Below are 22,173 nucleotides of genomic sequence, written 5' to 3'. Positions count from 1 at the left end.
TGTTACGGACGACATTGGGAAAGCGGTTCAACTATTGAGCCGCGTCAATGCACCTCGTACAACTGACGGGTCGTAGGTAGTCCAGAACGGAGGCAACGAGGCGCGGAGGAACCCGCCGTACCGCGCCGTCGCCAGCCGCGAGTCCAGGATCGCGACCACGCCCTTGTCGTCGTTCGAGCGCAGCAACCGGCCTGCTCCCTGCGCCAGCAACAGCGCCGCGTGGGTCGCGGCGACCGTGAGGAAACCGTTGCCGCCCCGGGCTTCCACCGCGCGCTGACGAGCGGACGCCAGCGGGTCGTCCGGCCGGGGGAACGGGATCCGGTCGACGACCACCAGTTGCAGCGACGACCCCGGCACGTCCACGCCCTGCCACAGCGACAACGTCCCGAACAGGCAGGTCGCCTCGTCGTCGGCGAACTTGCTCACCAGTAGCGACGTGGAGTCCTCGCCCTGGCACAGGATCGGGAAGTCCACTCGCTCCCTGAGTTCGTCCGCGGCCTGCCTGGCCGCGCGCATCGAGGAGAACAGCCCGAGCGTCCGGCCGCCCGCGGCGTTCACGAGGCCTTCCAGCTCGTCGAAGAACGCGGGTTGCAGGCCGTCGCGGCCAGGCGGCGGAAGATGCCGCGCCACGTACAGGATCCCGCTTTTCTCGTGGGTGAACGGCGAACCGACGTCGATGCCCGACCAACTCGGGACGTCGTCGTCGGCGGGCGGCGCGATGTCGGTGGCCGTGCCTTCGGCCTTCTGCGAGGGCCGCTGCTCGACCGGCAGGCCCCACTGGCGCGCCAGCGCGTCGAATGAGCCGCCGAGCGTCAATGTCGCGGACGTCAGGACCGTGGTGCATTCGCCGAACAACCGCTCACGGAGCAACCCGGCCACGCCCAACGGCGCGACGCGGAGCGCCGGCGGGCGCAGGTTGCCACCGACCATGTCCGAACTGAGCCACACGACATCCCTGCGCTGAGCGGTGTCGGTGTCGAACGACTCCAGGACACGCACCGCGGTGTCGTGGATTTCCTCAAGCAGTGCGATGGCCTGACGGCGCGCCGTTGTGGACTCGAGGTCAGACGAGGACCTGTCCGGTCCCAACGCGGTGATGCAGGCGTGCGCCGCGTCACGCGTCACCCGCAGCACACCTTCGAGGGGGCGCGGCAGATCGTCCAGCCTGCCCTGCGGCAGGTCCTCGAAGATCTCCTTGATGCCCTCGCTGGCCTCTTCGAGCCGGTCGACGATGTCCTCGGGGATCTGGCGGCCGCAGCGCTTGACCGCCGCGGACACCATGCCCCCGGTCAGTTCCGCCGTCGCGACCGACGTGACCCGGTCGACCAGTTCGTGTGCCTCGTCGATGATCACCACGTCGTGCTCGGGCAGGACCTGGTAGCCCTGCAACGCGTCGATCGCGAGCAACGCGTGGTTGGTGACCACGAGGTCGGCCTGCCCGGCCTCGGCCCTGGCCTTCTCGGCGAAGCAGTCCGTGCCGAACGGGCACTTGTCCTTGCCCAGGCATTCCTTCGCTGTCACGGACACCTGCCGCCAGGCCTGGTCGGTCACGCCGGGAACCAGTTCGTCGCGGTCGCCGGTCTCGGTGTCGGAGGACCATTCGAAGAGCCGCTTCACGTGCCTGCCGAGCGCCGACACCGCGAACGGGTCGAACAGCGCGCCGTCGTCTGGCTCCTCTGGTGCGCCGGTGTCCAACCGGTGCAGGCAGAGGTAGTTGCGACGGCCCTTGAGGATGGCGAACGTCGGCTCACGCCCGATCGCCTGCTTGAGCGCCTTGGCCAGTCGCGGCAGGTCCCGGTCGACCAGTTGGCGCTGCAACGCGATGGTCGCCGTCGACACCACCACGGTCCGGCCCGTCTCGATCGCATGGCGCACCGCGGGGACCAGGTACGCCAACGACTTGCCAGTTCCCGTGCCCGCCTGGACGGCGAGGTGCTCGCCGGTCCTGATCGACCTGTGCACCGCCTCGGCCATGGTCACTTGACCGGGCCGCTCGGCGCCGCCGACCGCTTCGACGGCGGTGGTCAGCAGTTCGCGTAGCGAGGGAAGGGTGTCGGCGGGTGTGGGCACGGAAACGAACCTACCGGCAGGCTCCGACATCCATTTCAGACCCTTGACCGCGTCGCGTCGACCAGAGCGGTAACGGCCGGGTGCCACGATCCTGTGGCCGGACCGGTCAACACGAGTCGCCTTGTCAACTTCTGCTTCAAAGGCACGAGCACCGCCCGGGTGCCGACCATGGCTGCCATCAGCCCGGGAACGATCGAGACACCGATGCCGGCCTGCACCATCGCGATCAGCGTGGCGCATTCCCTGACCCGGTGGGTCGGCCGCAACCGGCTCGTCGTGCGCCGGTAGAGCTCGCGGACGTGCCGTTCACATCCGCCGTCGGACAGCAGGAACGGGTCGTCGTCCAGATCCGGGACCCCGATCTCGTCCTCGCGGGCCAGCGGGTGGTCGTGCGGCAGCAAAGCCTGGAACTCGTCCGCGCCGATCCGGACACCGTCGTGGCCCTCCGGGTCGACCAGCACGGCGGCGTCGACGGTCTTCTCGGCGAGCCACTCGACGATCTCGTGGTCCTCACCCTCGAACAACCGGATCTTGACGCCCGGCAGGTCACCCCGCCACTGAGCCAGCAACCCCGGCAGCAAGCCCTGGCACACGGTGGCGGGCGCGGCGAGCCGGATCGTGCCGGTGGGCTGGTTGGCGTTCTCGGCCACCAGGTCATTGATGGCCGCGGCCGCACCGACGGCCGCGCGGGCGTGTTCGACCAGGCGGTTGCCGAACGTCGTCAGCCGCGGCTGCTTGGTGCGGTGCAGAACCGGGCTGCCGACCGAGCGTTCCAGCGCCGCGATCGCGTGCGAGACCGCGGACTGGCTGATTCCGAGCGCGGGAGCGGCGGCGCTGAAGCCACCCTCGTCGACCACGGCGAGCAGCGCGCGCAACTGGGCCAGGTTCACGGTCATGAGCGACTCTCATGGATCTTGGCGAATGACTTGTTGGACTCATCATGCCTGACTCGGCGAACCTCGTGTCCGAAGACCGCCGGACAACGCCCGGTGGACGCGGTCAAGGTGGAGCGTGATGAACAAACTGCAGTTACGGCCCGGGTGGCGCGAGACGAGCGCCACCGGGAACGACCGTCGGTGGATCGCCGCGTTCCTGGTGCTGTCGATGATCTGGGGATCGACGTTCTTCCTGATCAAGATCGCGGTGAACGCCGGAGTCGGCCCGATGTGGGTCGGGCTGTGGCGCTGCGTCTTCGGCGCGACCGCGCTCTGGCTGATGGTTCTCGTCACCCGCCAGCGGCTGCCGCGCGACCCGGCGGCGTGGGGGCACGGTGCGGTGGTGGCGCTTCTGCTGAACGCCGTGCCGTTCCCGCTGTTCGCGTTCGGCGAGACGAAGATCAGCTCGGTGCTGGCAGGCGTGTGGAACGCGACTGTGCCTCTCGCGACGTTGGTGTTCGTGTTGTTCCTGCTGCCGGACGAACGGCCGACCGCGCGACGGCTCGTCGGGATGGCCATCGGGTTCGCCGGTGTGCTCGTGGTCCTCGGGATATGGAACGGCGTCGACACAGGTCCACTGGTCGGCACGCTGGCCTGTCTGGGCGCGACGACCTGTTACGGCGCCGCGTTCGCGTACTCCCGCAGGTTCATGTCCGGTCGGCCGGAATCCTCGCTGGTCCTCGCGACCGTCCAGGTCACGTGCGGAGCGCTGCAACTGGCGGTGGTCACACCTGTGGTCGAGGGCGCGCCAACATGGCCGGGCTACGGCGCCATGGCCGCGTTGCTGGTCCTGGGTGCGTTGGGCACGGGAGTGGCTTATCAGTTGAACTTCACAGTGATCCGCGCCGCCGGATCGACAGTCGCGTCCACCGTCACCTACATCACGCCGTTGTTCTCCACCGCGCTCGGCGCGGTGTTCCTGGCCGAACCGGTCGGCCCGAACACCGTCGCGGGCGCGGCGTTGATCATCGTCGGCGTGTTGCTGAGCCGGTCAAACCGGCCGGTCCCCGGTCAGTGGCGCAGACGCTGATCAGCCTGCGCACCCACATGAACGCAACGAATGCGACATCGGTTGCCAGGGTTGCGACGAGCGGATCCCGGCACTAGCCGACCCGGGGCGTGCCAACCAGGTCGGCGCCCGCCGCTCGCAACTGCTCCAGCGCGGACTCGACCGTCGGCTGAGCCACGCCCGCGGTCAGCTCAAGCAGGACCCGCGTCGGCAAACCCGCGCGTATCGCGTCGAGAGCGGTGGCCCGCACGCAGTGGTCGGTCGCGATCCCGACAACGTCCACGTTCGTCACTGACCGCGCCTTCAACCAGTCGGCCAACGCGCTGCCGTCCGAAGCCGAGCCCTCGAAACCCGAGTACGCCGCCGCGTACGCGCCCTTGGAGAACACCGCCTGGATCGCCGTGACGTCCAACTCCGGGTGGAACGACGCTCCCGCCGTACCCGCGACGCAGTGCACCGGCCACGAGTCGACGTAGTCCGGGTTATCGCTGAAGTGCGCGCCTGGGTCGATGTGGTAGTCCCGGGTGGCCACCACGATGTCGTACGGCGTGCGCCCGATGTGCTCGCTGATCGCCGCGGCGACCGCGGCGCCACCGGTCACGGCCAAGGAGCCGCCTTCGCAGAAGTCGTTCTGAACGTCGACGACGATCAACGCGTTCGCCACGGTGACTCCTCTAGTCGATGAACACGGTCGGGATGGCCGGGTCGCCGTGCGACAGCTTCAGACCCTCCCACGGCAGGGTGACCAGGCCCCGCTTCACGCGCTTGCGGCACTGCTCCAGGGTGGGCGGGTCGGCCACCGGCTGTCCACCACGCAGGAACGGCACTTGCAGGTCGCGGTCGTTGTCGCTCATCTGCGGCCATTGCTTGTCCGGCTGGTACACGACCTCTTCCAGCGCCGTGCCGGTCGGCTTGTGGCGGCGCATCGCGCCTTTGCGCCCACCACGTGACTCCTTGTGGGAGCTCCGCTTGGCCACCGGGCGGCCGTCCACCTCGACCAGCTTGAAGACCATTCCCGCGGTCGGCGCGCCGGATCCGGTGACCAGCGAGGTGCCCACGCCGTACGCGTCGACCGGCTCGGCGCGCAGCGCGGCGATCGCGTACTCGTCGAGGTCGCCGGACACGACGATGCGGGTGTCCTTGGCGCCCAGCGAGTCCAGTTGCTCACGCGCCTGGCGCGCCAGCACACCCACGTCACCGGAGTCGATCCGGATGGCACCGAGGTCCGGCCCGGCCACCTCGATCGCGGTGTTGATGCCGTTGGTGATGTCGTACGTGTCGACCAGCAGCGTCGTGTCGACGCCCAGCGCGTCGACCTGGCCCTGGAAGGCGGAGCGCTCGTCGTCGTGCAACAGCGTGAACGCGTGCGCGCACGTGCCTGCGGTCGGGATCCCGTAGGTGCGGCCTGCCTCGAGGTTCGACGTGGTCGCGAAGCCCGCGATGTACGCGGCTCGCGCGCAGTCCACGGCCGCGTGCTCGTGGGTACGCCTCGACCCCATCTCGATGATCGGCCGCCCGTTGGCGGCGCTGACCATCCTCGCCGCCGCGGAGAGGATCGCGCTGTCGTGGTTGAGGATCGACAGGATGACCGTTTCCAGCACCACCGCCTGCGCGAACGTGCCTCGGACGGTCAGGATAGGAGAGCCGGGGAAGTAAAGCTCGCCTTCAGGGTAGCCGTCGACGTCTCCAGAAAATCTGTAAGACGCCAGCCAGTCCACGGTCTGCTTGTCGACCACGTTCGACTCGCTCAGCCTGCTCAGCTCGTCGTCGCCGAACCGGAACCGGGCGATCGTGTCCAGTACCCGCTGCGTCCCGCCGACCAGCCCGTACCGGCGGCCGTCGGGCAACCTGCGGGCGAACACCTCGAAAACACATGGCCGCTGTGCTGTGCCATCGGCGAGGGCACCAGCCAGCATGGTCAGCTCGTAGTGGTCGGTGAGCAGCGCAGTGGTCACGCCGGGTCCGTTCATGAACTCAGAGCCTATGGCGCCTCCGCGCGCGGCGATCACCCGGCGGCGGCAAACCGCTGAACTGGACACAACGGTGTAGCGGGCGCATGCCACCATTGGGGTATGACCACGCCAGTCGAGCTGGGGAAGACACACGGTGCGGACCTGGGCGCCGAGGACAAGCCGTGGCAGACGATCGTCTGGAACGACCCGGTCAACCTGATGTCGTACGTGACGTACGTGTTCCAGAAGCTGTTCGGGTACACCAGGGACAAGGCCACGAAGTTGATGCTCGACGTGCACCACAAGGGCAAAGCGGTGGTGTCATCCGGGGACAAGGACAAGGTCGAGGCCGATGTGGCCCGTCTGCACGCCGCCGGACTATGGGCCACGATGGAGCGTAACTCTTGAAGCCGTGGAGCCGGGACGGCGACGAGGTCGTCACAGAGCTGGAACAGCACGAGTCGGGCCTGCTACGCGGCCTGGTCAGCCAGATCAACGACATGCTGATGGCCAGGGCCGAGGAAGCGCCCCAGGACGAGCTGTCGGAACTGACCGGGATCAGGACCGGACCGGCGACCGCGCCGGACGACCCGATCCTGTCCAGGCTGCTGCCGGACTTCCACCGGCTGGACGCCGACCAGCCGTCCAAGGAGGACATGGACTCCGCCGCGGCGCTGCGGTCACTGCACGAGCCGACGCTGTTGGACATGAAGACCGGTGTGGCCGCGATCGTGCTGGACACGTGCCCGCGGGACGGCGGCCCGGTGCGGCTGAGCCTGGAACAGGCGGACGCCTGGCTGTCCGCGCTCAACGACGTGCGCCTGGCGCTGGGGACCGCGCTGGACGTCGACGACGACATGCCCGACGAGTTGCCCGATGACGACCCCAGAGCCGGTCACCTGCCGGTTTATCACTGGCTGACAGTGATGCAGGAGGAACTCATCCACGCGATGAGCACATGACAGCCACGAGTGCTTCAGGGCCGCTCAACGCGATCACCGACGTCGAGGGCCTTCGGGTCGGCCACCACCAGCGAGTCGGCGACGGTTGGGCAACAGGCACAACCGTCATTCTCACGCCACCGCGAACCGTCGGCGCGGTCGACGCACGCGGCGGGGCACCGGGAACCAGGGAGACGGACACGCTCCTGCCCGAAAACCTCGTGCAGTACGTCAACGCCGTCTGCTTGTCGGGTGGCAGTGCCTACGGGCTGGCCGCGGCGGACGGCGTGATGCAGTGGTTAGCCGAGCGCAACGAAGGGTTGCCAGTCGGTGCGCGACCGCATGAGGTTGTGCCGATCGTGCCGTCGGCCGTGCTGTTCGACCTGCCGGTCAACGCGTGGGGCAACCGGCCGGACAGTCGATTCGGCCGCGCGGCGTGCGAGGCCGCCTCGGACGGCCCGGTCGAGCAGGGGAGCGTCGGCGCCGGAACGGGCGCACGTGTCGGTTCGCTCAAGGGCGGTGTCGGCACGGCCAGCACTGTGGTCGACGGTTTCACTGTCGGCGCGCTCGCGGTGGTCAACGCTGTGGGCGAGGCCGTCGACGACCTGACCGGTGTGCCGTTCGCCGCGGGATTCGGGGTGAACGGGGAGTTCGGCGGCCCGTGGCCCAACAGGGCGGCCACCCTCCCGGACATCCCGCGCAGGCTGCTCAACACGACGATCGGCGTGATCGCCGTGGACGCGAAACTCGCCAAGGCGGAGACCCGGCGGCTGGCCGTGGCCGCGCACGACGGTCTGGCCCGCGCGGTGCACCCGGCCCACTCCATGTTCAACGGAGACACCATCTTCGCCCTCGCGACGGGAACGAAAACCCTGGTCGAGGACGATGGCTACGCGAAAGAGCCACTCCGCGCGCTCGGCCTGGACCGGCTCTGCACCGCGGCGGCGGACACGTTCTCCCGCGCGATGGTCCACGGCCTGCTCGCCGCGCGGACCAACGGGCAACTGCCCGCCTACCGCGACCTCTGGCCGGAAAAGGCACGCTGACAACCCTGTGAAGCCGCGCTTCCCAGGTGGCATCTGAAGCTCAGCTTCAAAGGAGTGCTGTGCAGCCGCGCTGCACAGGGCTGAGTGAAGCTGAGCTGTCAAGGCTGGGAGGCATTCCCGGCGAACCGGTGGTGTTTCTCACCGAGTGGGAACGGCCCACCCAGCCCTTAGGATGGGACTGTGTTGCAGATCCGCCGTGACCTCGTGGACGAGATGGTGGCCCACGCCAGGCGCGACCACCCGGACGAGGCGTGTGGCGTGATCGCCGGACCGGAGGGGACCGACCGGCCCGAACGGTTCGTGCCGATGACCAACGCCGCCCGTTCGCCGACGTTCTACGAGTTCGACTCCGCCGAGCAGTTGCGGCTGTATCGCGAGATGGACGGCAACGACGAGGTGCCGGTGGTCATCTACCACTCCCACACCGCGACCGAGGCGTACCCGTCGCGCACCGACATCGCGCTCGCCGGCGAGCCCGGCGCGCACTACGTCCTGGTCTCCACGCGGCACCCGGAGGACATCGAGCTGCGGTCGTACCGGATCGTGGACGGCGAGGTCACCGAGGAGCCGGTGGAAGTCGTCGACTCGTACCTGTTCTCGCACACCGGGGCGGACGACGTCCCCGACCGCGGCTGACTTCCCACATCGCGCCACGTCAACACCCGAAGCCGGAGGATTTCCATGGCTGTGACCGTTTCCATCCCGACCATCCTGCGCACCCACACCGGTGGCGAGAAGGCCGTCGAGGCGAGCGGTGCCACCGTCGCCGAGATCATCGACGACCTGGAGGCCCGCCACGGCGGCCTGAAGACGCGCCTGGTCAAGGAAGGCACGCTGCACCGGTTCGTCAACGTCTACGTCAACGACGAGGACGTGCGGTTCTCCGGCGGTCTCGAGGCGAAGGTCTCCGACGGTGACACCGTGACGATCCTGCCCGCAGTCGCCGGCGGCTGACCAGGATGGCCAGGTACGACTCGCTGCTCGACGCGCTCGGCGACACCCCGTTGGTCGGACTGCCGCGGTTGTCGCCGGGCAACGGCGTCAGGCTGTGGGCCAAGCTGGAGGACCGCAACCCGACCGGGTCGGTCAAGGACCGCCCGGCGCTGAAGATGATCGAGGCGGCCGAGAAAGACGGCCGCCTCACACCCGGGTGCACCATTCTCGAGCCGACGTCCGGCAACACGGGCATCGCGTTGGCCATGGCGGCGAAGCTCAAGGGCTACGGCTTGGTCTGCGTGATGCCGGAGAACACCTCCGAGGAACGACGTCAGTTGCTGCAGGCCTACGGCGCGAGGATCGTGTTCTCCCCGGCGGCGGGCGGCTCGAACCAGGCGGTGGCCACAGCCAAGGAACTGGCCAAGCAGAACACCGACTGGGTGATGCTCTACCAGTACGGCAACGAGGACAACGTCCGCGCCCACTACGAGGGAACGGGACCGGAAATCCTGCGCGACCTGCCATCGGTCACGCATTTCGTGGCCGGCCTGGGCACCACCGGGACCCTCGTCGGCGTGGGGCGTTACCTGCGTGAGCAGAAACCGGGTGTGCAGATCGTCGCGGCCGAGCCTCGCTACGGCGAGCTGGTCTACGGCCTGCGCAACCTCGACGAAGGCTTCGTGCCCGAGTTGTACGACCCGTCGGTACTCACCGGCCGCTACTCCGTCGGCTCCTATGACGCGCTACGGCGGACTCGGCAGCTGCTGGAGAGCGAAGGCATCTTCGCCGGTATCTCGACGGGCGCGATCCTGCACGCCGCGCTCGCCGTGGCGGAGAAGGCCGCGAAGGCGGGCGACGAGGCCGACGTGGTGTTCATCGTCGCCGACGGCGGCTGGAAGTACCTGTCGACGGGTGCCTACAGCGGCTCCATCGACGAGGCCGCCGAACGACTCGACGGCCACCTCTGGGCCTGATGGCGCGAATTTCGGACCAGGCCTGTCACCCCGCGTAAACCGTGGATGGCAGGCCTGCTCCGGCGTCCGGGACGACGAACACCGACCCGGACATCGGCTCACGCGCGAGCTCCGCGTCGGACAGGCCGGCCCGCGCCGTGGTGATGTACAGGTCGGTCAGCCGGTCGCCGCCGAAACAGCACGCCGTCGTGTTGCTCGCGGGCACGGTGATCGTCCGGTCGAGCTTGCCGTCGGGCGTGTAGCGGCGCACCTGGCCCGCGCCCCACAACGCGACCCAGACACAGCCGTCGGCGTCGACGCAGAGCCCGTCCGGCGAGCCGTCCACGTCCACGAAGCGCCGGCGCCCTGACACCGAGCCAGTCGCCACGTCGTAGTCGAGCACGTCGACCAGGCCAGTTGGCGTGTCCACGTAGTACATCAGCGTGCTGTCCGGACTCCACCCGATGCCGTTGCTGATGGTCACCTTGTCGAGCACCACGGTGGCCTTGCCGTCCGGTTCGACCAGGGCCAGCCAGCCGCCACCTTCCCCCTCGTCGTACCGCATGGTGCCCGCCCACAGCCGCCCGGCCGCGTCGACCGCCGCGTCGTTCCCGCGCACGCCGTCCCTGGCCCAGTAGCTGAGCCACCGGTGCTGACCTGCGGAATCAACGATCGCGATGCCGTCGCGGAGGTTCAGCACGAGCCCGCCGCCCGCCCTCGGCTTGGCGGCGCCGACGTGCTGCGGCGCGGTCGTCCTCTCGTCCACGCCCGTCGACGGGTTCCAGCGATGGACCTCCGGCGCGAGGATGTCGACCCACAGCAGAGTCGAGGACATGGCGTCCCAGGTCGGCCCCTCACCGAGCGAGGCCTCGGCACGCACCGCGATGTCGAAACGATCAGTCACGAACCGAGATACTGTCATCTTTGTGGAACCCACCGGATTCCCCAGCGCGTACGAGCCGCCGAAACCACCCAGGCAGCCCACACCGCTGGCCAAACGGATCATCCCGCCGAACCCGTTGCAGTCCCTCGTCGTGGTCGGCGGGTTCGTCGCGCTGCTGTTCGTGATCGAGGCGCTGGACACCGCGCTGGGCCACACCCTCGACATGCACGGCATCTGGCCGCGTGACATGGACGAGTGGGACGGCATCCTCTGGGCCCCGCTGCTGCACGTCGGCTGGGACCACGTGACCGCCAACGCGGTCCCGTTCCTGGTGCTCGGCTTCCTGGCGACGGCAGGCGGGATGAGCCAGTTCCTCGGCGTCACCGCGATCATCTGGCTGTTCAGCGGCGTCGGCACGTTCCTGATCGGCCAGCCCGGCGTGCACCTCGGCGCGTCCGGCGTCGTGTTCGGATTCCTGACGTTCCTGCTCGTGCGCGGCCTGTTCGTGCGCAGCCTCCCGCAGATCGTGATCGCCGTGGCGGTGTTCGCGGTGTACGGCTCGGTGTTGTGGGGCGTGCTGCCCACCCAGTCAGGCATCTCGTGGGAGGGGCACCTCAGCGGGGGTGTCGGCGGCATCGTGGCGGCGTGGCTGGTCGGCCGCTCGTTCAAACAGACCACCGCGCGGCCCGCTCTTCCCGGGTGAACATCCGGGGTTTCACCTGATCCCGGGCCCCTTGCGGAGACGTAGCCTCGAAGTGTGACCACTTTGCCTGCTGTGCCCGCCGCTCCCGGCCCGCTGAACCGGGTCGTGCCGCCGAACCCGAAACAGGCGGCATTGGTGGTCCTCGGCTTCACCGCGTTGATGTACCTCGTCGAGCTGGTCGACATGATCCTGCCGGTCAGCCTGGACCGCTGGGGGATCCTCGCCCGGTCCTGGTCGGGCCTCGACGGCGTGATCTGGGCGCCGCTGCTGCACGACGGCTGGAGCCACCTGGTCAGCAACACCCTGCCGGTGGCGCTGTTCGGGTTCCTGGCCATGGCTGGCGGATTGGGCCAGTGGATCGCCGTGACCGTGACCATCTGGCTGGTCAGCGGCCTCGGCGTGTGGCTGACCGCGCCGTCGGGCGTGATCACCGTCGGCGCGTCCGGCCTCGCGTTCGGCTGGCTGGCGTTCCTCCTGGTCCGCGGCATCTTCAACCGCAGCATGAAACAGCTCGCGGTGGCGCTCGTGTTGTTCCTGTACTGGGGAAGTACCCTGCTGGGCGTGCTTCCCGGCAACCCGCAGATTTCCTGGCAGGGCCATCTCTTCGGAGCCCTTGCCGGGGTGCTGACCGCCTGGCTCACCTCGCGCGCCAACCGCGGCAAAGGCAAGGTCGAGCCCACGAGCCCGGCCGTTCCGGAGCTGCCGGCTTGATCTCCGCCGACGCCCCGATCGGGATCTTCGACTCCGGTGTGGGCGGGCTGACGGTCGCCCGTGCGATCCGTGACCAGTTGCCCGCTGAGAAACTGCGCTACATCGGGGACACCGAGTTCACGCCGTACGGCCCGAAGCCGATAGCGGAAGTCCGTGCCCATTCGCTCGCGATCATGGACGAACTCGTCGACAGCGGTGTGAAGCTGATGGTGATCGCGTGCAACACGGCGTCGTCGGCGTGCCTGCGGGACGCCAGGGAGCGGTACTCGATCCCGGTCGTCGAGGTCGTCCTGCCCGCGGTCCGCCGCGCCGTCGCAACCACCAGGACCGGCAGGATCGGTGTGATCGGCACCGTCGGCACGATCCGGTCGGGGGCCTACCAGGACGCGTTCGCCGCGGCCAAGGACATCACCGTGACGGCGGTCCCGTGCCCGAGGTTCGCCGAATTCGTCGAACGCGGGGTGACCTCCGGCAGGCAGGTCCTCGGGCTGGCGCAGAGCTACCTGGAGCCGCTGCAACGCGCGGACGTGGACACCATGGTCCTCGGGTGCACCCACTACCCGTTGCTGACAGGGGTGTTGCAGATCGTCATGGGCGACGGCGTCACCCAGGTGTCCAGTGCCGAGGAGACCGCGAAGGACGTGGTCCGCGTGCTCACCGAGCGCGACCGGTTACGCGAACCAGGTGACAACGACCCGGTGCATGAGTTCCTCGCCACCGGGCCAGTCGCCCCGTTTCACCGGCTGGCCCGCCGATTCCTTGGGCTGGAAGTGGCCGCGGTTAGGCCGATGGCGCGAAATTGACCCGTTGTTGGCTCGCGGTATGTAACGCTGTGCATCGTGTTGCTGACCGTGCTGGGCTGTTCGGGAAGCGTTCCCGGCCCGAACTCGCCTGCCTCGGGATATCTGATCGAGGCCGACGACTTCCTGATGGCGATGGACCTGGGCAACGGCACGCTTGCCGAGCTGCAGTGCTATTGCGATCCGTTCCTGCTCGGCGCGTTGCTCCTGTCGCACTTACACCCTGACCACTGCGCGGACTTCACCGCGCTGACGGTCTTCCGGCGCTACCACCCCAAGCCGTCCAGGGATCCCAGGACGCAGCGCCTGCAGGTGTACGCGCCCAAGGAGGCCCCGGACAGGCTCGCCCGTGCCTACGCCCCGGACCGCGCCGAACTGGCCGGTACCGACCTGTCGGACGTCTTCGAGTTCCGGGCGCTCGCCGCGGACACCGTCCAGGTCGGGCCGTTCGAGGTGATGGCGCGCCCGGTGGACCACCCCTGTGAAGCCTTCGGGTTCCGCATCTCACACGGCGGCCGGACCCTGGTGTACACCGGCGACAGCGGCCCGTGCGACGCGCTGGACGAACTCGCCGAAGGTGCGGACGTGTTGCTGGCCGAGGCGTCCTGGACGCACGAGCCGGGGCGTCCGCCGAACCTGCACCTGTCCGGCCGGGAAGCCGGTGAGCTGGCCAGCCGTGCGGGTGCCCGGCGGCTGCTGATCACCCATGTGCCGCCGTGGACCGACCGGGAGGCCGTGCTCGCGGAGGCGCGCCAGGCCTACCAAGGCGACGCCCGGCTGGTCGAGCTTGGGGACACGTACACCGTCTGAGGCGTATCTCGTAGGGTGGCCGGGTGGCGCGAAGTGACGGCAGAAACGATGACGAGCTGAGGGAAGTCCGGATCACGCGTGGCTTCCAGAAGTGGCCGGCCGGCTCGGTGATGGTCGAGTTCGGCAACACCAAGGTGCTGTGCGCGGCGAGCGTCACCGAGGGCGTACCGCGTTGGCGGGTCGGCTCCGGGCTCGGTTGGGTGACCGCCGAGTACGCGATGCTCCCGTCGGCGACCAACACCCGCGGCGACCGCGAGTCGGTCAAGGGCCGCGTCGGCGGACGCACGCACGAGATCAGCCGGCTGATCGGCCGGTCGTTGCGGGCGTGCATCGACCTGTCGGCGCTCGGCGAGAACACGATCATGATCGACTGCGACGTGATCCAGGCCGACGGTGGCACGAGGACGGCCGCGATCACCGGTGCGTACGTCGCCCTGGCCGACGCGGTCACGTGGCTCGGCGCGGCGGATCGCCTCGCCGACCCGAAGCCGCTGTCGTGCGCGATCGCCGCGGTGAGCGTGGGCGTGGTCAACGGCCGTGTCCGGCTGGACCTGCCGTACGAGGAGGACTCGATCGCCGAGGTCGACATGAACGTGGTCGCCACCGACGCGGGCACTCTCGTCGAGGTGCAGGGCACCGGCGAAGGCGCGACGTTCGCCCGTTCGACCCTCGACCAGATGCTGGACCTGGCGCTGGCGGGGACCGAGAAGCTCTGCCGGATGCAGGCCGAGGTGCTCGCGCAGCCGTATCCCGGCGAGCTGCCGGAGCCGTCGCCGCGCAGGAAGAAGGCGAAGTAGTGAAGCGTCTCCTGCTGGCCACCCGCAACGCCAAGAAGCTGGTGGAGATGCGCCGGATCCTCGAAGGAGCCGGTATCTCGGGCATCGAGGTGGTCAGCCTCAACGATGTGCCCGAGTACCCGGAGGAGCCCGAGACCGGTGCGACGTTCGAGGAGAACGCGCACGCGAAGGCGCTGGACGCGGTCAAGGCGACCGGGCTGCCCACGGTCGCGGACGACTCGGGCCTTGAGGTGGACGCTCTCAACGGCATGCCGGGCGTGCTGTCCGCGCGTTGGGCAGGTTCACACGGCGACGATTCGGCGAACCTGAATCTGGTGCTCAACCAGCTCGGTGACGTGCCGGATGAGCGCAGGGGCGGCGCGTTCGTGTGCTCGCTCGCGCTTGTCGTGCCGGGCCAGGAGGACGTGGTCGTGCGGGGCGTGTGGCCGGGCCGGATCATCCGGGAGGCCAGGGGCACCAACGGCTTCGGCTACGACCCGATCTTCGTGCCGGAGGGCGAGACCCGCAGTTCGGCGGAGCTCGAGTCGGTCGAGAAGGACCGCATCTCGCACCGCGGCCGTGCGCTGGACCTGTTGCTTCCGCACCTGCGCGCGCTGGCGTCGTCCTGACTTTCAAGTCCAGCTTCACAAGACGGCGGTCGCCGCTTGTGAAGCTGGACTTCACAGCTCTTGGTCGGCCAGGGCGGCGGCGAACAGCGGGATGAGCGCGTCCCTCAGGTCGTCGCGGGACCGGACGGGGCCCGCCCCGGCGATCTGGTCGAACAGCAGGCCGTCGATGTGTGCCACCAGGTTCGCGGCGCGGCGCGTGTGATCGGGCACCCGCCTCGCGGCGAGGAGTTCCTCGGCCATCGAGCGGAAACGGCCGCCGAGTTGGTCCAACGCGTGGCGGAGTTGCGGCCGCCTCGTGGCTTCGAGCGTCAACTCGAACCGGGCGATCATGCGGTCACGTCCCGCGGTTGCCCAGTGCTCGATCAGTCCGGCGACCGCGTCGAGATCCTCGGTGCGGCCGGTGTCGATCTTCACGGTGTCGATGTCCGCGGTGTCGATGTCTGTTGCGCTCAACGCGGCGAGATGGTCGAGCAGAGCGGCCAGCAGCGCCTCCCTGGTGCGGAAGTAGTACGAGGTCGATCCTTCCGCGACACCGGCTGCTCGATCGACGGCACGGTGCGTGAGTCCACGCATGCCCTCACGCGCGAGTGTGACGATCGCGGCATTGAGCAGCTCGGCTCGACGGTCAGGCACTCTACAAGTGTAGAGTCCTCTACAGGCGTAGAGGAGGGGCGTCGTGGCCACAGCGGTGATCGCGGGTGGGGGAATCAGTGGCCTCGCGGCCGCGATCGCGTTGCACAGGGCGGGATGGGACGTCGAGGTCTACGAGCAGGCGCCCGAACTCGGCGAAGTGGGCGCCGGGCTGACCCTCTGGCCGAACGCGTTGCGGGCACTCGACCACATTGGACTCGGCGACCGCGTCCGTGACGTCGGAGTGCTCGCGGGCAGCGGCGGGGTCATGGATTCTCGCGGCAACTGGCTGATCCGCGCCGACACATCCCTGCTGGACCGTCGGTTCGGACCGGCTGTGGCACTGCACCGGGCGGAGCTGCAAGCGGCGCTGCTCGAGGCCGTGCCGCCGGGTGTGCTGCGCACGGGTACGAAGATCACCGGCGCTCGCCTGGCCGGGCAAGGAGTGGTCGTTTCACACAGCCATGGGGAGTCACCTGCGGATTTGCTGGTCGCGGCGGACGGGCACCGCAGCGTCGTGCGGTCCCGGTTCTGGCCGGGCAGTGATCCGGTCTACGCCGGCGCGACGGCCTGGCGCGCGGTCCTGGACCGACCTGGCAAGCGGCTGGACGTCGCCGGCGTGTTCTACGGCCGCGGCGAGGAGTTCGGCCTCGTCCCACTTCCCCAGGACCAGGTGTACATGTTCGCCGGTGCGACCGTCCCGGCAGGTGGCCGCAGCCCGGACGGCGAACTGGCCGAACTGCACCGCAGGTTCGACAGCTGGACCGATCCGATCCCGCGACTGCTCAGCGAGGCGACACCGGACAAGATCCTCCGGCACGATCTGGCGTACCTGCCGAAGCTCAAGTCCTACGTGCACGGGCCGGTCGTGTTGGTCGGCGACGCCGCACACGCCATGACGCCGAACATGGGGCAAGGGGCGTGCCAGGCGCTGGAGGACGCCGTGACCCTCGGTGTGGTCGCCCGCAGCAATGACCTCACCTCGGCGCTGGTTCGCTACGACAGCCTGCGCCTGCGCCGGACCCAGTCGATCGTCAGGAGGTCGAGGCAGGTCGGCCGGGTGGGCCTCACGACCTCGGCCGTGGTGGCGGCCGCCAGGGACCGGATGATGAAACTGGTGCCTGCCTCGGCGATGGTGCGCTCGTTCAGCCAGATGTACAACTGGTCTCCCCCTAGTACAACTGACTGACCTGCGGTTACGTCAGGTACGGCTCGACAGCCGCGGCGGCCGTGGTGACTGAGCGCATCGGGACCTCGAACTTCTGACCTTCCGGGTGCTCGGTCAGCAGGATCACGATGTAGTGCCAGTTCTTCCCGACCAGGCCGGTGCTGTGCACGGACATCTGGCCCTTGCCGCTGGTCGTCCAGCCCTGTTTGACGGCCCATTGCTGTTTGGTGCCGTAGGACGGGATGCCGAACCACTGCCGGACGCCGTCCGACCCGTACTCGGTCGCGTTGGCCATCGCGTCGACGATGACCGTTCGGATCGCCGCCGGCGCCTGGGTCAGGATGTACTCGTAGACCCGGACCATGTCGTTGGCCGTGATGAAGGTGTTGCCCCACTGGCCGGGATCCGTCGGTGCCTTCGTTCCCTTGAGGCCCATCTGCTGGCGCATGCGGCTGAGGATCGCCACGCCGCCGCCCTCGGACATCCAGAACCTGCTGCACATCTGGTCGTCGCTGCGTTTGATCATGTAGTTGACGTCTTGAGCCATCCTGCTGTCACCAGGGTGGCGCATCAGCGCGTCCACCCCGACCATCAGCTTGACCAGCGAGCCTGCGTAGAACGAGCGGTCCGCCCTCTCCGACAGCACAACGGTGCCGGAGGTGCGGTCCTTCACGACGACCGCCGCGGCCTTCTCCGACCTCGCGACTCTGCGGACGACCTCGTCGATGTTGAGGCTCTTGGGTGGTTGCGCCACGTTGGACGGCGACGCGGCCGTCGCGGACGCCGCGGATAACTTCTCGCCCGGTGGGTTCGTCCACTCCGGCGGCGCCGGTGCGTCCGGTGGTCCGGTCAGGATCGGTATCTCCTGTGTGGGCTGTGGGCCCGCCTGTGGTGTGGCGCATCCGCTGAGCCCTGCCACGGCGGTCGCCAGCGCGACCGCCGCCAACGTCCAAGGTGTCCGCCTCATGCCCAGCAAACGCTTGAGGCGGGATCCCAAGTTGATTCCGGATGGACTCAACTTTCGGGCAGGTCAGTGCGTCAGTGCGGCTGCTCGCCCGGAGGTTGAGCCATGGATGAAAAAGGCTATACGCCCAGGTCGCGGCGCAGTTTGGCGACGTGGCCGGTCGCTTTGACGTTGTAGCCGGCCTTGGTGATCTTTCCGTCACCGTCGACGATGAACGTCGAGCGGATCACTCCCATCACGGTCCGGCCGTAGTTCTGCTTCTCGCCGAAGGTGCCCCACGCCGTCATCACCGAGCGGTCCTCGTCGGACAGCAGGGGGAAGGTCAACTCCTCGGCCTCGACGAACTTCGCCAGCTTCGCCGGGCTGTCCGGGGAGATGCCGACGACGTCGAAACCGGCGTCGTTCAACTCGGCCAGGTTGTCCCGGAAGTCGCACGCCTGCTTGGTGCATCCCGGCGTGCCCGCGGCGGGGTAGAAGTAGACGACAACCGACCGGCCGCGGTAGTCCGAAAGCGACACCGGCTTGCCGGTGCTGTCGGGGAGGGTGAACTCTGGAGCCGGGTCGCCGACGGCCAGCCTCTTCTGCTCGCTCATAGCCGCAGAAGGTACCCGGCTCAGGAGGTGCCTTCGAACTCGGCGCGGTCCGCCGCGGCCGCGATGTCGGGCTGCACCGTGACCGTCAGGTCGATCGGGTCGGCCGGGACCGCGAACGCGAACGTCACCCGGATGTTCTTGCCCGGCGGCACCTCCGCGTCGGCGTTGACGCCACCTGCGTAACCCTGCGTCTTGTCCACCACGGGGTCCACCGCGTTGCCCGCGGGACCGGTCGCCTTGACCACGAGTTGGGCGGGCCGGTACGTCCGGCTGCCCTGGTTGTCCAGGACGACCTCGAACGCGACGGCACGCGGCGACTGCGGGTACGCGGTGTTCCCGGGGACGAACGACTTCGGCGCCAGGACGGTGACCGTCAAAGACCCGCGACTGACCGTCCTGCGCTCACCGAACTTGGCGGGTCGTTCGGAGATCGTGTCCGGGGCGGCGGCGGGGGAGACCCCGGTCGCGCTCGCGCTGCTCATCACACCCGCGTTGCACCCTGCTGCCAGCGCAGCGACTACACATGCGGCGACCGCCAGTCCGACGGGTCTCACGGGTTCCTGCTTTCGGCCTATGGGGAGTGAGGATGTACGACTCCCACAGGGTGGGGCTTGTCGCGTGAAATACCCACAGCGATGCCCGGGTCGAGTCGGAGCTGGTGTCGTGATGTGGCCATTCCGTAACCGAAAAGGCACCAGGAGTGACCGTGGACACCCCGTGGGCCGGATCAGGCCGCCATGGCGAAGAACACCACGAACAGGCCGACGGTGACCAGCCACGAGGCGATCAGCCAGCCGAAGTCCCGCCACGGCGAGACAGGGTGGTTGTCCTCGCCGGGGACGTAGACGCCGCGCGCCTCGAACCAGTCAACCACGCGAAGCGCCCGCCGCAGCGGTTCGAGTCCTCGCATGGTCCAGACCTCCAGTCGACCAGTCCTTCGACATGGTGTCAGTTTGTCCGGAATGGTCAAGCCACCGGGTGGAGTATCGCCGGAACAGGCCGGTCGCCCGGGATCGAGCCGGTGGAGAACCGGAACCCGGGGTGTGGTCGTGCGGAGCAGCCACTTCGGGAGAGTCAGACGGGCGGGGTGAACCCGTCGATCCAGCCGGGGTCGTCCGAATCGCCGCAGACCGCGCACGGCCGTTCGACCATGACACCCGGGGCGATCTCGTGGTAGATCGAGCCCTGGCCGGGCACAGTCATCGGCCGGAGGATGGCTACGTCGTCCTCGTCCTCGAGGCGGATGTGGGTGACCTGACGGCAGCCATGGCAGACCGAGCGCTGCGGCAGTGACCCGGGCGTCGTCATGTCCACAACGTACCTGTGGTCACCACACGTCGCCTTCCCGCCAGTCGCAGATGATCGAGGCGGACAGGTCCACCTGGACAGCCACCGGCAGGACATGGATGTTGCCGTCGTTGTCGTCGGTGCGGACGACACCCTCAGGCGTGAGCACCGACGACGGTCCTGTCCAGAGTCGCCACCCGCGTGCCCTGTACAGGGCCGCGCCGTCGTCGCTGGCACCCAACACGCCGAGGTCGTAGCCGCCTCGCACGATCCGTTCGATGTCCGCCATGACCGTGCCGCCGTGTCCTTGGCGGCGTCGGGCGGGGTGCACGGCCACAGCCTCGACGTACCCGGCCCGCAGAGAACGCCCGTTGACGAGCATCCGTCGCTGTACGACGGCACCGTGCGCGATCAGGTCCTGACCGTCCCAGAGCAGGGTGTGCATGCCGCCCAGGGCGTGGTTCCAGTCGTCGTCGGAGAAGTCACCGTCGAAGGCGGAAAGCATCAGTGCCCGGATCGCGCTCCGGGTAGCGGTGTCCAGGTCGGCCGTGTGCGCCGTTTGCAGCTGTGTCACGTGACCCATTCTGGTGGCGCGCGAATTCGGCCACCTCAGGTTGTCGGCCACCCGAGTTGGGCGAACCCCTGGTTGGCGCGGTACGCGCGCACGCCGGCCGCCGAGTACTCGATCATGTCGTCCGGCAGGTCGTCCGGGTCGAACCAGCCGAGTTCGGAACACTTCGACGGCTCGCGGTTGACCGGTTCACCCGTCCACCGCAGTGTCTCGAAGAACAACCCCAGCCTCGGCTCGATCCCGGAACTGGTCACGTGGGACGTGTGCACGTGCCTGAGGTCGTCGTGCTCGATCCGGACGCCGATCTCCTCCTCGGCCTCACGCGCCGCGGCGGCCAGCACCGACTCGCCGGCGTCGAGCTTGCCGGACGGCATGTGCCACTGGCGGTCGAAACGGGGTGACGGATCCCGGCGACGGCTCAGCAGCAGTTCGCCGTTCCTGATCAACAGCAGGTGGACGTCCACGATGTGCCGGTCGGTCATGGGTCGATCCTGCTACGCGGACCATGCCGTACACTGTACGGTAAGCATCGAAAGGCAGGGATATGGCGGATCTTCCGGAAGCAGTGGCGGCCAGCGGCACATTCGAGGCGTCGGCCGAGGACGTGGCCAGCGTCGAGGCGTGGTTCGCGAAGTACGACGGGCACGTGGCCAACGCCGAACTGGAGCAGATGGCCGACATGGCCCTGTTCCCGCTCAACATCGTCAGTGACAGCGACGAGTCGGGCAACGGCGGCGCGGCTCAGCAGACCCGTGAGCAGTTCGTCGAGAGCATGTCCCAGGTCGTCGGCGGTGCGGGCGACCTGAAGATGGAGTCGAACCGGACACCGATCTTCCTGACCAAGCAGCTGGTCCTCGTGGTCACCGACGCGACGTTCACGATCGACGGCGTGGCCCAGTCGGTGCGCTACGCGGACCTGCTGGTCAAAAAGGACGGCCAGTGGCTGTTCCAGACTATGGTGCAGGGCGGCTGGGGCGATCAGCTGAGCGGCTGACGAACACCTCGATCCCGTCGAGCAGCCGGTCCAGCCCGAACTCGAACGCGAAGGCGGGGTCGATCGTGCCGTCGAACGCCGCACCGGCGGCGGCGCCGACGGTCGCCGCGACCGGGTACTTCTCCGCGTCCCCGATCTGAGCGAGGAACGGCTGGTGCGCGGCCCACCAGTCGTTGTCCGTCATCCCCGTCTCGCGTTCGGCGCGGGTCTTTTCCACGCTGACGCGAGCGGCGCCGTGCACGTACTGCAGGACGAGGGTGAGCACGGCGTCCATCTCGACCTCGCTCAGCCCGGTGTCGGCGACCGCCCGCAGCTCGTAGTCGTATTTGGCGATCAGGTTCGGCCCGAGCGGCGGGCGGGTGGTCGGGACGTGCAGCAGCCAGGGGTGGCGCGAATGGAGAGCCAGGTTCTCTCGGGCAACCTGGTCCAGCCGTTCGCGCCACGCCCTGCCGTCCATGTCCGGCCGTGAGGTCTCGCCGTAGACGGTGTCCACCATGACGTCCAGCAGTTCGACCTTGCCGGGAACGTGGGTGTAGAGGGTCATCGTCCCGACGCCGAGCTGGTCGGCGACCCGGCGCATCGACAGCGCCGCGAGGCCTTCCTGATCGGCCAGGTCGATCGCGGTCCGGACGATGCGGTCGACGGTCAACGCGGGTTTGGTGCCCCGGCTTGGCCGTTCGGTCGTGCGCCACAGCAACGCGAGGCTTCGCGAAGGATCCCCTGAACCGCCGTACTCGATCACCGATGCCTCCCGCAGCGCCCCTTACGGCCGCAACCGTACAGCGCGAGCCGGGAGCAATTCAGCGGGTGGC

At 68.6% G+C, this 22,173-nt stretch carries 29 protein-coding genes; 15 read left to right on the top strand and 14 right to left on the bottom strand.

All coding sequences use genetic code 11. The features are described 5' to 3' along the window. Window positions 1-27 precede the first annotated feature (27 nt). Entirely contained in the window at window positions 28-2,070 is a 2,043-nt protein-coding gene (locus ALI144C_RS21375) for an ATP-dependent DNA helicase (protein ID WP_237774244.1), read from the bottom strand. Window positions 2,071-2,105: 35 nt separating this feature from the next. Further along, window positions 2,106-2,966 carry a LysR family transcriptional regulator gene (locus ALI144C_RS21370; RefSeq protein ID WP_076988895.1) on the bottom strand — a complete coding sequence of 287 codons (861 nt, stop codon included), beginning with the start codon at window positions 2,964-2,966 and terminating at the stop codon, window positions 2,106-2,108. Window positions 2,967-3,084: 118 nt separating this feature from the next. Here ALI144C_RS21370 and ALI144C_RS21365 point away from each other — a divergent pair, with 118 nt between their 5' ends. After that, complete coding sequence (locus ALI144C_RS21365) at window positions 3,085-4,035, top strand: DMT family transporter (protein WP_076988894.1); 951 nt, start codon at window positions 3,085-3,087, stop codon at window positions 4,033-4,035. Between the two features lie 73 nt (window positions 4,036-4,108). On the opposite strand, the gene ALI144C_RS21360 is transcribed toward ALI144C_RS21365, so the two are convergent. After that, entirely contained in the window at window positions 4,109-4,678 is a 570-nt protein-coding gene (locus ALI144C_RS21360) for an isochorismatase family protein (protein WP_076988893.1), read from the bottom strand. Between the two features lie 10 nt (window positions 4,679-4,688). After that, a complete protein-coding gene (locus ALI144C_RS21355; RefSeq protein ID WP_076988892.1) occupies window positions 4,689-5,984 on the bottom strand; it encodes a nicotinate phosphoribosyltransferase in 1,296 nt (431 codons plus the stop codon). A 102-nt stretch (window positions 5,985-6,086) separates the two neighbouring features. Here ALI144C_RS21355 and clpS point away from each other — a divergent pair, with 102 nt between their 5' ends. From clpS to ALI144C_RS21325, 6 genes are all read left to right on the top strand, one after another. Then, window positions 6,087-6,374 (top strand): ATP-dependent Clp protease adapter ClpS, encoded by a 288-nt coding sequence (gene clpS / locus ALI144C_RS21350; RefSeq protein ID WP_054289137.1) that lies wholly within the window; start codon window positions 6,087-6,089, stop codon window positions 6,372-6,374. After that, window positions 6,371-6,928, top strand: coding sequence for a DUF2017 domain-containing protein (locus ALI144C_RS21345; RefSeq protein ID WP_076988891.1), 558 nt, complete (start codon window positions 6,371-6,373; stop codon window positions 6,926-6,928). Before clpS ends, ALI144C_RS21345 begins: the two co-directional genes overlap by 4 nt. Next, window positions 6,925-7,953, top strand: a complete 1,029-nt coding sequence (locus ALI144C_RS21340; RefSeq protein ID WP_076988890.1) for a P1 family peptidase — start codon at window positions 6,925-6,927, stop codon at window positions 7,951-7,953. The genes ALI144C_RS21345 and ALI144C_RS21340 overlap by 4 nt, the downstream gene beginning before the upstream one ends. Before the next feature lie 180 nt (window positions 7,954-8,133). Next, window positions 8,134-8,589, top strand: a complete 456-nt coding sequence (locus ALI144C_RS21335; protein WP_076988889.1) for a Mov34/MPN/PAD-1 family protein — start codon at window positions 8,134-8,136, stop codon at window positions 8,587-8,589. A gap of 45 nt (window positions 8,590-8,634) precedes the next feature. Continuing rightward, window positions 8,635-8,907: a MoaD/ThiS family protein gene (locus ALI144C_RS21330; protein ID WP_076988888.1), complete on the top strand. Its 273-nt coding sequence runs from the start codon at window positions 8,635-8,637 to the stop codon at window positions 8,905-8,907. 5 nt (window positions 8,908-8,912) lie between these two features. Beyond that, window positions 8,913-9,863: a PLP-dependent cysteine synthase family protein gene (locus tag ALI144C_RS21325; RefSeq protein WP_076988887.1), complete on the top strand. Its 951-nt coding sequence runs from the start codon at window positions 8,913-8,915 to the stop codon at window positions 9,861-9,863. A gap of 25 nt (window positions 9,864-9,888) precedes the next feature. On the opposite strand, the gene ALI144C_RS21320 is transcribed toward ALI144C_RS21325, so the two are convergent. Then, a complete protein-coding gene (locus ALI144C_RS21320) occupies window positions 9,889-10,746 on the bottom strand; it encodes an SMP-30/gluconolactonase/LRE family protein (protein ID WP_237774243.1) in 858 nt (285 codons plus the stop codon). A 22-nt stretch (window positions 10,747-10,768) separates the two neighbouring features. Here ALI144C_RS21320 and ALI144C_RS21315 point away from each other — a divergent pair, with 22 nt between their 5' ends. The 6 genes from ALI144C_RS21315 to rdgB are packed head-to-tail and all read left to right on the top strand — an operon-like array spanning window position 10,769 to window position 15,154. Further along, window positions 10,769-11,428 carry a rhomboid family intramembrane serine protease gene (locus ALI144C_RS21315; protein WP_237774242.1) on the top strand — a complete coding sequence of 220 codons (660 nt, stop codon included), beginning with the start codon at window positions 10,769-10,771 and terminating at the stop codon, window positions 11,426-11,428. A gap of 54 nt (window positions 11,429-11,482) precedes the next feature. Next, window positions 11,483-12,139: a rhomboid family intramembrane serine protease gene (locus ALI144C_RS21310; RefSeq protein WP_076988885.1), complete on the top strand. Its 657-nt coding sequence runs from the start codon at window positions 11,483-11,485 to the stop codon at window positions 12,137-12,139. Next, a complete protein-coding gene (gene murI, locus ALI144C_RS21305) occupies window positions 12,136-12,942 on the top strand; it encodes a glutamate racemase (protein ID WP_076988884.1) in 807 nt (268 codons plus the stop codon). Before ALI144C_RS21310 ends, murI begins: the two co-directional genes overlap by 4 nt. Window positions 12,943-12,978: 36 nt before the next feature. After that, the gene (locus tag ALI144C_RS21300; protein WP_076988883.1) at window positions 12,979-13,749 is read left to right on the top strand and encodes an MBL fold metallo-hydrolase; all 771 of its coding nucleotides are present in this window, start codon (window positions 12,979-12,981) and stop codon (window positions 13,747-13,749) included. A gap of 23 nt (window positions 13,750-13,772) precedes the next feature. Continuing rightward, entirely contained in the window at window positions 13,773-14,546 is a 774-nt protein-coding gene (gene rph, locus ALI144C_RS21295) for a ribonuclease PH (protein ID WP_076988882.1), read from the top strand. Continuing rightward, window positions 14,546-15,154: an RdgB/HAM1 family non-canonical purine NTP pyrophosphatase gene (rdgB, locus tag ALI144C_RS21290; RefSeq protein WP_076988881.1), complete on the top strand. Its 609-nt coding sequence runs from the start codon at window positions 14,546-14,548 to the stop codon at window positions 15,152-15,154. The genes rph and rdgB overlap by 1 nt, the downstream gene beginning before the upstream one ends. Window positions 15,155-15,205: 51 nt before the next feature. Here the strand turns inward: rdgB and ALI144C_RS21285 are convergent, their stop codons facing one another. Further along, complete coding sequence (locus tag ALI144C_RS21285; RefSeq protein ID WP_076988880.1) at window positions 15,206-15,787, bottom strand: TetR/AcrR family transcriptional regulator; 582 nt, start codon at window positions 15,785-15,787, stop codon at window positions 15,206-15,208. A gap of 43 nt (window positions 15,788-15,830) precedes the next feature. Here ALI144C_RS21285 and ALI144C_RS21280 point away from each other — a divergent pair, with 43 nt between their 5' ends. Beyond that, complete coding sequence (locus ALI144C_RS21280; protein ID WP_076988879.1) at window positions 15,831-16,973, top strand: FAD-dependent monooxygenase; 1,143 nt, start codon at window positions 15,831-15,833, stop codon at window positions 16,971-16,973. Window positions 16,974-16,980: 7 nt separating this feature from the next. On the opposite strand, the gene ALI144C_RS21275 is transcribed toward ALI144C_RS21280, so the two are convergent. The 7 genes from ALI144C_RS21275 to ALI144C_RS21245 all read right to left on the bottom strand — a co-directional run bounded on the left by ALI144C_RS21275 (window position 16,981) and on the right by ALI144C_RS21245 (window position 20,849). Next, entirely contained in the window at window positions 16,981-17,919 is a 939-nt protein-coding gene (locus ALI144C_RS21275) for a hypothetical protein (protein ID WP_076988878.1), read from the bottom strand. Window positions 17,920-18,035: 116 nt separating this feature from the next. Beyond that, a complete protein-coding gene (gene bcp / locus ALI144C_RS21270; RefSeq protein ID WP_076988877.1) occupies window positions 18,036-18,509 on the bottom strand; it encodes a thioredoxin-dependent thiol peroxidase in 474 nt (157 codons plus the stop codon). 20 nt (window positions 18,510-18,529) lie between these two features. Then, entirely contained in the window at window positions 18,530-18,991 is a 462-nt protein-coding gene (locus ALI144C_RS21265; RefSeq protein WP_083753246.1) for a hypothetical protein, read from the bottom strand. A gap of 245 nt (window positions 18,992-19,236) precedes the next feature. Beyond that, window positions 19,237-19,419: a hypothetical protein gene (locus ALI144C_RS21260; RefSeq protein WP_076988875.1), complete on the bottom strand. Its 183-nt coding sequence runs from the start codon at window positions 19,417-19,419 to the stop codon at window positions 19,237-19,239. Window positions 19,420-19,583: 164 nt separating this feature from the next. Next, window positions 19,584-19,817 carry a hypothetical protein gene (locus ALI144C_RS21255; protein ID WP_076988874.1) on the bottom strand — a complete coding sequence of 78 codons (234 nt, stop codon included), beginning with the start codon at window positions 19,815-19,817 and terminating at the stop codon, window positions 19,584-19,586. Between the two features lie 19 nt (window positions 19,818-19,836). Continuing rightward, window positions 19,837-20,379: a GNAT family N-acetyltransferase gene (locus ALI144C_RS21250; RefSeq protein WP_330359601.1), complete on the bottom strand. Its 543-nt coding sequence runs from the start codon at window positions 20,377-20,379 to the stop codon at window positions 19,837-19,839. Window positions 20,380-20,405: 26 nt separating this feature from the next. Further along, the gene (locus ALI144C_RS21245) at window positions 20,406-20,849 is read right to left on the bottom strand and encodes an NUDIX hydrolase (RefSeq protein ID WP_076988873.1); all 444 of its coding nucleotides are present in this window, start codon (window positions 20,847-20,849) and stop codon (window positions 20,406-20,408) included. 62 nt (window positions 20,850-20,911) lie between these two features. On the opposite strand from ALI144C_RS21245, the gene ALI144C_RS21240 reads away from it, so the two are divergent. After that, window positions 20,912-21,361: a hypothetical protein gene (locus ALI144C_RS21240; protein WP_076988872.1), complete on the top strand. Its 450-nt coding sequence runs from the start codon at window positions 20,912-20,914 to the stop codon at window positions 21,359-21,361. Here ALI144C_RS21240 and ALI144C_RS21235 read toward each other — a convergent pair. Further along, window positions 21,321-22,103, bottom strand: a complete 783-nt coding sequence (locus ALI144C_RS21235; protein WP_076988871.1) for a TetR/AcrR family transcriptional regulator — start codon at window positions 22,101-22,103, stop codon at window positions 21,321-21,323. The two genes, ALI144C_RS21240 and ALI144C_RS21235, sit on opposite strands and share 41 nt — an antisense overlap. Between the last annotated feature and the right edge of the window lie 70 nt (window positions 22,104-22,173).

The sequence above is a fragment of the Actinosynnema sp. ALI-1.44 genome (genome assembly GCF_001984155.1).
In the GTDB taxonomy this organism is placed as follows: Bacteria; Actinomycetota; Actinomycetes; order Mycobacteriales; family Pseudonocardiaceae; genus Kibdelosporangium.
The sequence above is the reverse complement of the archived record's forward strand: the minus strand, read 5'-3'. Positions and strand labels throughout refer to the sequence as shown.

What these genes read in the sequence shown, in the direction of transcription:
- ALI144C_RS21365 (WP_076988894.1), top strand. Translation starts at nt 3,085, where the DNA reads ATGAACAAACTGCAGTTACGGCCCGGGTGGCGCGAGACGAGCGCCACC.
- ALI144C_RS21355 (WP_076988892.1), bottom strand. Translation starts at nt 5,984, where the DNA reads ATGAACGGACCCGGCGTGACCACTGCGCTGCTCACCGACCACTACGAG.
- ALI144C_RS21255 (WP_076988874.1), bottom strand. Translation starts at nt 19,817, where the DNA reads ATGACGACGCCCGGGTCACTGCCGCAGCGCTCGGTCTGCCATGGCTGC.
- ALI144C_RS21265 (WP_083753246.1), bottom strand. Translation starts at nt 18,991, where the DNA reads ATGAGCAGCGCGAGCGCGACCGGGGTCTCCCCCGCCGCCGCCCCGGAC.
- ALI144C_RS21245 (WP_076988873.1), bottom strand. Translation starts at nt 20,849, where the DNA reads ATGACCGACCGGCACATCGTGGACGTCCACCTGCTGTTGATCAGGAAC.
- ALI144C_RS21330 (WP_076988888.1), top strand. Translation starts at nt 8,635, where the DNA reads ATGGCTGTGACCGTTTCCATCCCGACCATCCTGCGCACCCACACCGGT.
- ALI144C_RS21325 (WP_076988887.1), top strand. Translation starts at nt 8,913, where the DNA reads ATGGCCAGGTACGACTCGCTGCTCGACGCGCTCGGCGACACCCCGTTG.
- ALI144C_RS21275 (WP_076988878.1), bottom strand. Translation starts at nt 17,919, where the DNA reads ATGAGGCGGACACCTTGGACGTTGGCGGCGGTCGCGCTGGCGACCGCC.
- ALI144C_RS21260 (WP_076988875.1), bottom strand. Translation starts at nt 19,419, where the DNA reads ATGCGAGGACTCGAACCGCTGCGGCGGGCGCTTCGCGTGGTTGACTGG.
- bcp (WP_076988877.1), bottom strand. Translation starts at nt 18,509, where the DNA reads ATGAGCGAGCAGAAGAGGCTGGCCGTCGGCGACCCGGCTCCAGAGTTC.
- ALI144C_RS21240 (WP_076988872.1), top strand. Translation starts at nt 20,912, where the DNA reads ATGGCGGATCTTCCGGAAGCAGTGGCGGCCAGCGGCACATTCGAGGCG.
- ALI144C_RS21370 (WP_076988895.1), bottom strand. Translation starts at nt 2,966, where the DNA reads ATGACCGTGAACCTGGCCCAGTTGCGCGCGCTGCTCGCCGTGGTCGAC.
- ALI144C_RS21340 (WP_076988890.1), top strand. Translation starts at nt 6,925, where the DNA reads ATGACAGCCACGAGTGCTTCAGGGCCGCTCAACGCGATCACCGACGTC.
- ALI144C_RS21250 (WP_330359601.1), bottom strand. Translation starts at nt 20,379, where the DNA reads ATGGGTCACGTGACACAGCTGCAAACGGCGCACACGGCCGACCTGGAC.
- clpS (WP_054289137.1), top strand. Translation starts at nt 6,087, where the DNA reads ATGACCACGCCAGTCGAGCTGGGGAAGACACACGGTGCGGACCTGGGC.